Below are 9155 nucleotides of genomic sequence, written 5' to 3' on the forward strand. Positions count from 1 at the left end.
TGTATGAAAAGTGTCCACGAAAGTGGTGTAAGATTAGCGCAATTTAGCAAAGCGTTAGAATTTAAGGAAAATTTATGAAGTATATTGGAATAATTTTAGTTAGTCTTTTTAGTACCTTTGCAGTTGCGAGTGGGTCTACCGCAAGTGGAAAGATTGAACACTTATATCTTAATAATACCTGGACTATGGTGAGTGTTTCGGGTATTTCAGAAAATCCAGATAGCTGTGAAAGTACTGCTTATTACGCGATTATACCTAGTGATTCCAATTACTCAGCACTACATTCAACATTAATGGCGGCACAGCTTGCTGGTAAAACCGTTAAATTTTGGGTTAATGGCTGTTCAGGGCAAGGCAATAAGCACCCCAAAATAGTTAGTGTCTGGATGTATAATTAATTCTAACAATTCATTGTTGTGCAAGCCCACAAACTTGCTTCGCAAGCGGGCTTCGGACTCGTAAACTCGCCGCAAAATATGGGCGTTATGTGTAGGGAGTTACATTGAAGAATATAGCACTATACGCTGCAAAAGCTTATGCATGTATGTTCGTAGTGGTGCTCTTCCTTTCTGTTCTATTTGGCTTCGATGTAAATACGGCTTTTGGCTTTGCGCTTTTTTATTCTGTGGTCGGAATAGTTGGCCTAAACCTAATGGCTATTGATGCAATAGGTTCGGGTGCATTTATTACTGCACTTTGTCTTTATCAATTTTCAGTTACATTCTCAGCAATCATATTGACAGTGCTGTGGTTTAAACATCGTGATTTGAAACTAGAAGTGGCTTCTATATGTTTTTGGGGTTTGAGTGTCGTTTTATTGCCAGTGGTAATGCAAGGGCTAACCACCATTTAGCACATAACAAACCAAAGCTGTTCATGCCCGCGATAAATCGCTCCGCGGCGGGCATCGGACTCCATTACGCTGCGCTTCATTGCGCCGCAGTTTAGGGGCGTTATATTTTAAGGAGTATTATGAAAAATTTACTTGGAATTCTTATGGTTGGTATCAGTGTCTCTTCATTTGCAGCGGAAGATGTATGGACCGACAAGGTAAAAATTGTCGAGATATATACCGGATATAAGGAAGGTCATATCTTATTTAAAACCTCGGGGACGCATATAAATCCGGGATCTTGTTCTGGTTTTGATTTATATTCTGTTGAACCAGATAATGCTGATGTTCAGTCGATATTGTCGGTTTTGTTAGCGGCAAAAATGTCGGGAACAGATGTAAAGGTTGCCGTAGATGGCGACCGTTGTGGTTCAGCCGGAGTTCAGCATCTTTCGGGTAAGGCATCAGTCTCTAGAATCGGAAGTTTCTAGTTCAAATATAACAAGTTGCACCAGCGGACATTTTTTCATCGCTCTTTTGTGTGGTGTGTACCACACAACGGCTCTTCCAAAAATACCGCTGTGCAAAGCGTTATGAGAAGGAAATGGTTCAAAGGTGAAGTGTACATTTTGTGAGATTGTGAAAGGAAATCTTCCTGCAAATGTCATCTGGGAAAACGAGAATTGCTTAGCGTTTACTCCGTTAGAAATGGAAGTTGATGGGCATTTACTAGTAATACCCAAGGTACACTATAACGATGTGACAGACATTTATTCGGTCGCACTCTCAGAAGTTATGAACTTTGCTAAAGAATGCTGCAACAAGATAAAGTATGAGCATGGTTACACAGGCTTCAATCTATTGAATGCTAGCGGGAAATCCGCTCAACAGTCTGTTGGTCACTTCCATATCCATATACTTCCACGTAAAGAGGAAGACGGCATTGAAGCCTGGCCAAAGCTGGGATTAGGGGAAGACATCTACACTAGTTCTCATAACAAGTTGTAGCACGCAGCCCGTTCCGGGCTTTGGACTCAAAACTCACTGGCGTTCGTTTTTCGCCCGTGTACAAAAGCGTTATAGCATTATGAAAAATATATTATTGATCGTTACCACATTACTTTCATTTTCTTCTCTAGCAAAAGACTCTGTTCCTATAATGGTCGGGGGTAATGAAAACTTAGATGCTTGTACGGCGTATATTCTGATAAAGAATGGTACCGAGTTACGTGTGGGGCCAAATGAGGGGTATGAGGTATTGATGAAAATAGAAAAGGATTTAACAGGTTGGTCTTGCTCCTACAGCAATGAATGGTCAGGAGTTATTTTTCCATTGAATGGCGAGTATTGTGGAGTGTCGAGCCCAATTCCTGAAGAAAAAGCTTACAGTGGTCCATGTCTCTCTGGTTGGGTCCCCAGTTCTCAAATAGAACTTTTAGCTGGTGGCTAGCTATAACAAGACTAGGCAACATCAGCGCACAAAAATACGTGCGCTTGGACGCCCAACACTCCGCTTCTTTTGTGTTGTCGCTCCGCTCCAAATTATCACAAAAGAAGCTGCGTATTGATCGCCGTTGCTAGCGGCGTTACAACTTAAGTAGGAAATACAATGCCATACAAGCTATTCAAAAGAATTTCGATCTGTCTTGCATTATCAGCGAGTGCGATTGCATATGAAGAACATGAATTCACAGTTAACGTGGTAGGTGCAAGTAACAATACAAACACCGTTTTCATTGACGTAGAAGAAACTGCTGCAAATTCTAATTGCGACAATAAAAGGCACTTTAAAATTGATGACAGCAATAAAAATGCAGATCGGTTTTTCTCTCTAGCATTAGCAGCTCAAGCTCAAAGTAAGAAAATGGTTCTAGGATACAATGAAGATGATTGCTTGCATGGCGGTATCGAACCAAGGGTTTTTAAAATCAAGAGTTAATTTGTAACAATACGCTGTAGCAATACAGCCCTAAATTCACCGCTACACGGCGGGCTGTGGACTCGCTATCGCTCGCCGCTAAGCTTCGCGTTACTTTTCATTAGGGATGCGACTGAATGACTGACTTGTATTTTGAGTTTCGAAGAAGATTGCCAGCGGATGTAATTTATAAGTACAAGCCGGTTGCAGATTCAGCCGAGAACGTCTGGAAGCGAATCGACATGGATCTCTGGATAAAGTTCATACCAAAACTTGGCTGGGTTTGTGTGAACGAGCATGACGAGGTTTTTTCTATTCCTTGGTTCATGCCGTGGGATGAGCAAGGTGAACTACCACCTGAAGGTAAGTGGGTTAGTTGTAAAGGTGACAAGTCATATGTATACGATTTCGTCTACACTAGCAAAAAGTAACAAGGCAATGTTGGGCAGCCCCGCCAACCGCTTCGCGGCGGGTCTTGGACTCGCTACCGCTCGCCCCAAATTTTGGCGTTATGTGTCCAGATGATTGAATTTCCAATTTCACAGATGTCAGCGCTGGTTCTCGATGAGAACTTGAAGTTATCGAATTTGCTGAAGTCTCAGATAAATAGCGCGCCTTCGAAGGCGGATATTTGGCGCATGCGGTGCGAGAAAGAAGAGTTGCTTTGGCTACCAACAGCGTTGTCCAAAATCATGAAACAAAATCTGGAAAAACAAACCTCTCTGGCGTGGGTTCAGGAGGAGTTGGAAGAAATTTGTGAGAAATACACATAACAAGGCCATTAAATTTGTTGCGGCCACGAAAGGCTTGGCCTCCACCGGACTGCCTACGCGTTGCTTCGGCAGCCGTTTATGGCGGCGTTAAGCGTAGAAAATGCATAAACTTTTGAACGATGGCTGGGAATACGAAAGCGAAAGTCTAAATGAAGTACTAAGCCGGTATGATGGGTTTGGGTGCAGGCTATTTGAATTTATGGAAGCAGAGCTACCTAAGCATTTCCAAAGCCTAAAGTTCTATAGAGCTAAGTCTTATCAGACAGAAGATGCGTTTGCTATATGTAGTGGTTTAGGGCACGACTATGGAATCCAATTAGACCCAGACTGTGAGGTAATTTGTCTCTGGGATGGAAGTGCCCATATTGAAATCGGATATTGGTCAGAAAACGAGTACAGAGAGTCGATTGAATTTATTAAAACCCATTTTTTCAAATTACTCGCTTAACAAGCCAAGGTTGGACATGCCCGCCAATACCGCTCCGCGGCGGGCATCGGACTCACTACCGCTCGCCGCAATTTAGGAGTGTTACGTATGCATCTGGGAATGAATAGTGTTTCTAAGTGAAAAGTACATCGAAAAAATATCTGAAGTCTTGAAAAAAATGGAAGAAAGTGGAGATATTGTTATCACAACAACAGTTCCGCAAAATTTATCTCAAGAGCTATATGAATCGATAGTGAAATGCTGGCTAGATGAAAATACAGATTTCGAAGATCCAATAGAGTTTTCCATACCATATTTGCTGAATGGTTTTGCAAAAACTATATGTGCACGATTTGGTGTTACTGAAGAAGAGGCTAAGGAAATTATGCGTGAATATAACAATTACCGCTTAGCATCTTATTCTCCTAAGGAGAACGCTGAAGTATATTGGCACCATGGAGACGATATAGCCTTGAGAGCTTACTATCGAATAAAACTAGGTAACGATGATCTAGGAATCGAATTTTTAGATTGGAGAAAACAAAATGGTGCTATCGATACGTAACAAGCGCATGAAATATCGCTCACTCCGTCCGCTGGACTCGCAACAAGTTGCTCGCCATTTATGCGGGCGTTATGCGTAAACGAGATGTTCATGGAAGTATTATTTTTCAATAATTTTGAAGGTAAGATCGTCGAAGATTGGGATCAAATTCCAGAATCATCGTTTCTCGGTGGTGGTAGGTTTTCTAAGCCGCAATTGATTGAGTTATTTCAATGCTTTCATTTAAGTGCCGAATATTTAGATGATGATTTGTGGAGGCTATCCCTATCTTCAACTAAGAAAATCGTAGGTTCCAGTGATGAAACGCTTAAAAATATTGCCGTGAATTGGGCGCTAAGCCCCTCTTGGCAGGGGATCAATATAAATACAATAGATTTAGCCGGTCATTTGTTAGAGTTAAAACATAACTATATAGGCCAATCTAGTCCGAATGGCATATGGCTATTATTCGGGTAAATACGCATAACAAGTTGCTCAAGAGGGACGTTTTTTACGTCGCTTCATTTTGTGCTTTAATAGCACAAAATAAATCAACTACAAAAACGCCCCTTAGCAAGGCGTTCTGTGTTTCCAGTCTAAGAGGTAACTATGAAAAAATCGATATTATTAGTAGCATTTGTATTTGCATTTGTTGTCACCAATGCTAATGCGTATGAATCGAAAAGTGGTGTGATCAGCAAGGTTGAGGTTTTTGGCGAAGGAAACTATGCTTTTCGCATTAGATTTCAAGGCAACCCTTCACTTTGTAGTTTGAACGAAGATTGGGCGTATATAGAATCAACAGATTCAAATTACGATACAAAGGTTTCATCACTATTGTCTGCGTTTGCAATGGGTGCAACTGTGAGCATATTCACTGAAGCATCTTCTAGAAATCATTGTCACTTAACAGATATAACGGGCATTTCAAAGTAATTCGGTTTCTACGGTTTTTTGTGGAAATACACTAGGTGCCCAACTTACACAGAACAATTAGCTGTTGTACAGGCCCGCTAAAACCCCGCTTTCGCGGGCGGGCCTCGGACTCGCTGTCGCTCGCCGCAAAGCATTGGCGTTAAAAGGAATATATCTTGAAAAACATACTTATCACAGCACTTACTATCATTGTTTCAACTTTTGCATATTCAGAAATGAAACCATTTGAAGGTACAATTTATTTAGTTGGTTCACATCTACAGTCTCACGGCTCTACAGATTTAAACCAAGAAGGCATAATCTATTTCTATATGAATAACCTGCCCGGAGCATGTGGCACAACGCATAAGCGAATTGCAGTCACAACGAATCACCCATTATTTAATACTTTTTCTGCAATGATATTGTCAGCACATGCTCAATCAGCGACTGTTAATGGCTTATACATAGACTCTTGTACCTATAGAAGTGATGCATGGGACTTAGCTGTGCTTGCTATCAAGCAATAGTGACTTCTAAAATTCATAAATTTTAACAAGGTGCGGCAAGTAACGCCCGCCTAAAACCGCTATCGCGGCGGGCTAGGGACTCATTACACTACGTTCCATTCGCCCCTGCACACAACGTTGGTTATTTTGAGTAACGGATGCCATTGAATAGAAACGACATAAAACTAGGTGTTCAGATAATAAAGAAGCATTGGAGTGAAATAGCATTGATGGCTGTTTTTATTTCTGTACTAACTCTATTACCATTTATTCATATGAATCTTGGGGATACTTACTTAACTACTGGAGCTGTAGAAACGTTGACCGGAGTGCCTACAGACGAAGGTGACAAATTGGTAATGTTGGTGCGCCTGGAAAGTGATCAAGTTGTTCGAGTTCGTATTCATAGGTCTACTAATTATAAGCAAGGTAAAATAGTTGGCTTGAAGGTTGTAGAACCAAAGTATTTCGGTGCTAACAAGTATAAGTTTAATGGATACGTAAACTAATACTTAACAAAAAATTGTTGTTCAAGCCCAAATTCCTTGCTTCGCAAGTGGGCTTTGGACTCGTAAACTCGCCACAAAATAAAATCGTTATGCAAGAAGTAAGACATGATGAGAAAAGAAGGTTCGAAACAAGCTAGAGCCACAATAAAAGCATTTCACAATTGCTTGAATTCTCCTGGGTTAATACCAGCGCAATGTTACACGCCATCGAGAATTGGTTATGCACCAATTTCAATGGTGAACCAAATCGTGGCTCTCGTTCTCTCTCATAATTACGATCCAATCCCATTTTGCATCAAACGAGCGTATGCAGCATTCGGTCAAATAGAAAACAAACCAGCATTTGATGGTTACAGGAATGTTGCTACGGATTATCTATGCCAGGTCGCTTATTTCCTAAGCGCGTTTACCGAATTGGATGACGAATTTATAAATTCTACAATCCCACCTGTGATACTCAAAGCTGGCCCGAAAAATCCACCGGAATGTGATCTTGATTCTGGAGATTTTAGAAATGCCTAGTATCAAGTTTGAAGTGCGACAATAACCATTAAATCCCATAGTACATTTCCTCTGGTGTTTTATAGCCAAATCTTTTTCTCGGGCGCGTATTGAGTTTTTCTGCAATAGCGTCACATTGTTGTTGGGTGATATCTTCCATGCTACTAGTTTTGGGTAGGTATTGGCGTATTAATCCATTAAGGTTTTCGTTGCTTCCTCTTTCCCAAGAATGAAATGGGTTAGCAAAGTAAAACTTCACCTTTTGCTTTTTCCCTATCTCAGTATATTGATGGATCTCTGTGCCGTTGTCGGCAGTTATCGTCTTAAACATACTGGGATTTTTCGATATTAGTAGGATCGTTTTCTTATTAAGGGCCGATGTTGATTTATTCGGCAATTTCCCGATCATGACAAAGCCTGTTTTTCGCTCATTCAAAGTGACTATGCAGTGGCTGCTTCCTCTGCCGTGAACAGTATCAATCTCCCAGTGGCCCTTATATTTACGGGTTTAAACGCTTTCAGGGCGCTCTGAAATGTGCCGCTTATTCGCGAGGCGACCTCTGCTGTCATAGGCTTTGTAGCGCTTACGGCGCTGTTTCGATGCTTGACGTAAATGAGTCCATAGCAGACCGCCATTCGCCTTATCACGCCAAATGTACTGATATATGGTTTCATGACTTAGACTTCTACTCATCAGCCTAAACCGACGAATGTGACCGACTATCTGTTCAGGGCTGAATTTTTTGCGAAGAAGCGCCCGAACGATCTTAAAGTCATCTTCAGAATACTGTCGATTGCGCCTAGAGAGACTACGCCTGCTGGTAGCGCGTGCATCTGCCTTGCTGGGCCGATAGGCTCCATCGGTACTGTGACAGAAATTCCTTTGAAACTCGCGGTATATAGTGCTTCTATCTCTCTCAGTCAGGGCAGAAATCTCGGAAACTGAAAGACCCTGTGCACGATAGGCTGCAATCGTGTATCTTTCTTCTCTGGTGATCTGTTGATACTTCATAAACGCAATTCACTTCTTGGCGGGAGCGAAAAGCGCTTAGTATTACAGGTCACCTCCAAATTCAGAATAGGTGTCGCAGTTAGTATATGAATTCGGCATGCATAACAAGTGCGGGCAGTTGACGCGAAAAAGCCCGCGCAACTGCCACAAACGTTAGGTGAAGAAAATTGAGATTAAGACTTTGGTTTGTTTTTTTTTTGGAGTTTCAATTACAGTGAACGCGACTGAAAAACTATTCCCGCCCGTTCCAGAGTGGCAACCTGACTTTTCTCCAAGCAATGAAGCTTTATTAGAAATGATGGTTTTCTATACAAATAACCAAAAAGACCTTGTTCAATTTAGGCACGGGACGATTGTGATTGTTCCTGATGGTCTAAACCCTGAAGAAGCTCATGAATTCGCTCTGAAAGTGATTTCAGATATCTATCACTTTCACCCAGACATGAATCCCACTCCTATGAAAGATGGCAATTTGGTTGTTCAGTATAACCATCCAGCTTTCAACATAGTCATTGATGAGTTTATTGAAGGACATATGGGGAAAATACAAAAACACCATTTAAAGGGTCTGGCAACTGATGAAGTATTGATTACGCCATCTGGTAATAATGTATTTGATGAAGTCGGTATGAAAGCTCTTTACGGCAGAGCGTTCATGTTTATGGATGCCCAGAACCCAGAGATTATCAATCTGCACAGGCACTAATCACCTAACAAGTACGCGCAGTGGATTAAAATTTGCTGCGCATTTTTAACCACTGGCGTAAGCGTTAGATTAGGTATGAGATTTAGTAATAGCGCAGGACATCAATTAGAGCTGAAAATTCTTAGTTGGGAGTTTCCCAACGAGGAATGGTTGATGATCGGTATTCAAGGAACTGATAACGAGGGGTCTTGGGAAGGGAAAGATCCGAGCTTAACTTTCTCTGAGGCTGAAGAGCTATCAAATTGGTTGGTATCTCCAGGAAATTTCGAAGACTCAGCTCTTGAATTTTTGGAGCCGGAGCTTGAGTTTAGATACAAACAAGGTGAGCTTAGAATCTATTTGGAATGGAAATTGAGACCTCCTTGGAAACCATCAGACAAAGATGATGAAGCTTACTATCTTGCTTTTGACGTTCAAATTGATGAACTGAAAAGACAATCGAATAAGCTTAAATATATGCTTAAAAAAGTAAGAGAAATGAGGTAAAAAATCTAACAAATTAATCAAGC

The 9155-nt window shown here is 41.2% G+C and carries 17 protein-coding genes and 1 pseudogene; 17 read left to right on the forward strand and 1 reads right to left on the reverse strand.

Annotated features, from left to right (window positions below; all coding sequences use genetic code 11):
* Window positions 1-74: 74 nt before the first annotated feature.
* The 15 genes from IYN85_RS25215 (at window position 75) to IYN85_RS25285 (ending at window position 6949) form a co-directional block, all read left to right on the forward strand.
* Window positions 75-398, forward strand: a complete 324-nt coding sequence (locus tag IYN85_RS25215) for a hypothetical protein (RefSeq protein ID WP_196161754.1) — start codon at window positions 75-77, stop codon at window positions 396-398.
* Window positions 399-502: 104 nt separating this feature from the next.
* Window positions 503-853, forward strand: a complete 351-nt coding sequence (locus IYN85_RS25220) for a hypothetical protein (RefSeq protein WP_196161755.1) — start codon at window positions 503-505, stop codon at window positions 851-853.
* A gap of 119 nt (window positions 854-972) precedes the next feature.
* On the forward strand, window positions 973-1323 hold the full coding sequence (locus IYN85_RS25225) for a hypothetical protein (RefSeq protein ID WP_196161756.1): 351 nt from the start codon (window positions 973-975) through the stop codon (window positions 1321-1323).
* Between the two features lie 124 nt (window positions 1324-1447).
* Window positions 1448-1840, forward strand: coding sequence for an HIT family protein (locus IYN85_RS25230; protein ID WP_196161757.1), 393 nt, complete (start codon window positions 1448-1450; stop codon window positions 1838-1840).
* A gap of 79 nt (window positions 1841-1919) precedes the next feature.
* Window positions 1920-2282 carry a hypothetical protein gene (locus IYN85_RS25235; protein WP_196161758.1) on the forward strand — a complete coding sequence of 121 codons (363 nt, stop codon included), beginning with the start codon at window positions 1920-1922 and terminating at the stop codon, window positions 2280-2282.
* A gap of 159 nt (window positions 2283-2441) precedes the next feature.
* Window positions 2442-2771, forward strand: coding sequence for a hypothetical protein (locus IYN85_RS25240; RefSeq protein WP_196161759.1), 330 nt, complete (start codon window positions 2442-2444; stop codon window positions 2769-2771).
* Window positions 2772-2887: 116 nt separating this feature from the next.
* Window positions 2888-3181, forward strand: a complete 294-nt coding sequence (locus IYN85_RS25245) for a hypothetical protein (protein ID WP_196158777.1) — start codon at window positions 2888-2890, stop codon at window positions 3179-3181.
* A 90-nt stretch (window positions 3182-3271) separates the two neighbouring features.
* A complete protein-coding gene (locus IYN85_RS25250; protein ID WP_196161760.1) occupies window positions 3272-3523 on the forward strand; it encodes a hypothetical protein in 252 nt (83 codons plus the stop codon).
* Window positions 3524-3623: 100 nt separating this feature from the next.
* The gene (locus IYN85_RS25255; RefSeq protein ID WP_196161761.1) at window positions 3624-3971 is read left to right on the forward strand and encodes a hypothetical protein; all 348 of its coding nucleotides are present in this window, start codon (window positions 3624-3626) and stop codon (window positions 3969-3971) included.
* Between the two features lie 106 nt (window positions 3972-4077).
* On the forward strand, window positions 4078-4515 hold the full coding sequence (locus tag IYN85_RS25260) for a hypothetical protein (RefSeq protein ID WP_196161762.1): 438 nt from the start codon (window positions 4078-4080) through the stop codon (window positions 4513-4515).
* 90 nt (window positions 4516-4605) lie between these two features.
* Window positions 4606-4971, forward strand: coding sequence for a hypothetical protein (locus IYN85_RS25265; RefSeq protein ID WP_196161763.1), 366 nt, complete (start codon window positions 4606-4608; stop codon window positions 4969-4971).
* 132 nt (window positions 4972-5103) lie between these two features.
* Window positions 5104-5430: a hypothetical protein gene (locus tag IYN85_RS25270; protein WP_196161764.1), complete on the forward strand. Its 327-nt coding sequence runs from the start codon at window positions 5104-5106 to the stop codon at window positions 5428-5430.
* A 155-nt stretch (window positions 5431-5585) separates the two neighbouring features.
* The gene (locus tag IYN85_RS25275; protein WP_196161765.1) at window positions 5586-5939 is read left to right on the forward strand and encodes a hypothetical protein; all 354 of its coding nucleotides are present in this window, start codon (window positions 5586-5588) and stop codon (window positions 5937-5939) included.
* A gap of 143 nt (window positions 5940-6082) precedes the next feature.
* Window positions 6083-6427, forward strand: coding sequence for a hypothetical protein (locus IYN85_RS25280; RefSeq protein ID WP_196161766.1), 345 nt, complete (start codon window positions 6083-6085; stop codon window positions 6425-6427).
* A gap of 105 nt (window positions 6428-6532) precedes the next feature.
* Window positions 6533-6949, forward strand: coding sequence for a hypothetical protein (locus IYN85_RS25285; protein ID WP_196161767.1), 417 nt, complete (start codon window positions 6533-6535; stop codon window positions 6947-6949).
* Window positions 6950-6977: 28 nt separating this feature from the next.
* On the opposite strand, the pseudogene IYN85_RS25290 reads toward IYN85_RS25285, so the two are convergent.
* Window positions 6978-7940 (reverse strand): annotated as a pseudogene (locus IYN85_RS25290) (IS30 family transposase).
* Between the two features lie 157 nt (window positions 7941-8097).
* On the opposite strand from IYN85_RS25290, the gene IYN85_RS25295 reads away from it, so the two are divergent.
* Both IYN85_RS25295 and IYN85_RS25300 read left to right on the forward strand, forming a co-directional pair.
* Window positions 8098-8646, forward strand: a complete 549-nt coding sequence (locus IYN85_RS25295) for a hypothetical protein (RefSeq protein ID WP_196161768.1) — start codon at window positions 8098-8100, stop codon at window positions 8644-8646.
* A gap of 75 nt (window positions 8647-8721) precedes the next feature.
* The gene (locus IYN85_RS25300) at window positions 8722-9132 is read left to right on the forward strand and encodes a hypothetical protein (RefSeq protein WP_196161769.1); all 411 of its coding nucleotides are present in this window, start codon (window positions 8722-8724) and stop codon (window positions 9130-9132) included.
* The last annotated feature ends 23 nt before the right edge of the window (window positions 9133-9155 follow it).

Origin of the sequence: Reinekea sp. G2M2-21 (assembly GCF_015687175.1) — a bacterium.
Lineage (GTDB): Bacteria > Pseudomonadota > Gammaproteobacteria > Pseudomonadales > Natronospirillaceae > Reinekea.

Coding starts and splice junctions, on each gene's coding strand:
- IYN85_RS25240 (WP_196161759.1), top strand. CDS start 2,442: ATGCCATACAAGCTATTCAAAAGAATTTCGATCTGTCTTGCATTATCA.
- IYN85_RS25265 (WP_196161763.1), top strand. CDS start 4,606: ATGGAAGTATTATTTTTCAATAATTTTGAAGGTAAGATCGTCGAAGAT.
- IYN85_RS25255 (WP_196161761.1), top strand. CDS start 3,624: ATGCATAAACTTTTGAACGATGGCTGGGAATACGAAAGCGAAAGTCTA.
- IYN85_RS25215 (WP_196161754.1), top strand. CDS start 75: ATGAAGTATATTGGAATAATTTTAGTTAGTCTTTTTAGTACCTTTGCA.
- IYN85_RS25235 (WP_196161758.1), top strand. CDS start 1,920: ATGAAAAATATATTATTGATCGTTACCACATTACTTTCATTTTCTTCT.
- IYN85_RS25250 (WP_196161760.1), top strand. CDS start 3,272: ATGATTGAATTTCCAATTTCACAGATGTCAGCGCTGGTTCTCGATGAG.
- IYN85_RS25300 (WP_196161769.1), top strand. CDS start 8,722: ATGAGATTTAGTAATAGCGCAGGACATCAATTAGAGCTGAAAATTCTT.
- IYN85_RS25285 (WP_196161767.1), top strand. CDS start 6,533: ATGATGAGAAAAGAAGGTTCGAAACAAGCTAGAGCCACAATAAAAGCA.
- IYN85_RS25225 (WP_196161756.1), top strand. CDS start 973: ATGAAAAATTTACTTGGAATTCTTATGGTTGGTATCAGTGTCTCTTCA.
- IYN85_RS25270 (WP_196161764.1), top strand. CDS start 5,104: ATGAAAAAATCGATATTATTAGTAGCATTTGTATTTGCATTTGTTGTC.
- IYN85_RS25245 (WP_196158777.1), top strand. CDS start 2,888: ATGACTGACTTGTATTTTGAGTTTCGAAGAAGATTGCCAGCGGATGTA.